Origin of the sequence: Isoptericola croceus, from assembly GCF_029382255.1 — a bacterium.
GTDB classification, from domain to species: Bacteria; Actinomycetota; Actinomycetes; order Actinomycetales; family Cellulomonadaceae; genus Isoptericola; species Isoptericola croceus.
Genome location: NZ_JARLLG010000289.1, coordinates 1 through 270, shown reverse-complemented (window position 1 = coordinate 270; position 270 = coordinate 1). Strand labels below are relative to the sequence as shown.

Here is a 270-nt window from a genome sequence, read left to right as displayed (position 1 = left end):
GCGCGCGTCGCGCAGGTCCTGGGCCGCGCCGGTCTCCTCGATATAGCCCATGCCGCCGTGCACCTGGATGCCGAGCGACGCGACCTCGAAACCGGTATCGCTGCAATAGGCCTTGATGACCGGCGTCAGCAGCGCGACCCGGCGCTGGCTGGCTTCGCGCGCCTCGGTATCGGGATGGCGCCGCGCGACGTCGCCCTCGGCGGCGACGTGGCAGGCCAGCGCGCGCATCGCCTCGATCTGCGCCTTCATGGTCATCAGCATGCGGCGCAC

The 270-nt window shown here is 71.5% G+C and carries 1 protein-coding gene; it reads right to left on the bottom strand.

What is annotated here, in order from left to right; translation table 11 throughout:
- A partial coding sequence (locus PZC42_RS21415) for an acyl-CoA dehydrogenase family protein (RefSeq protein WP_277214173.1) occupies positions 1 to 261 on the bottom strand: 261 nt, incomplete at its 3' end.
- Positions 262 to 270: the final 9 nt, after the last annotated feature.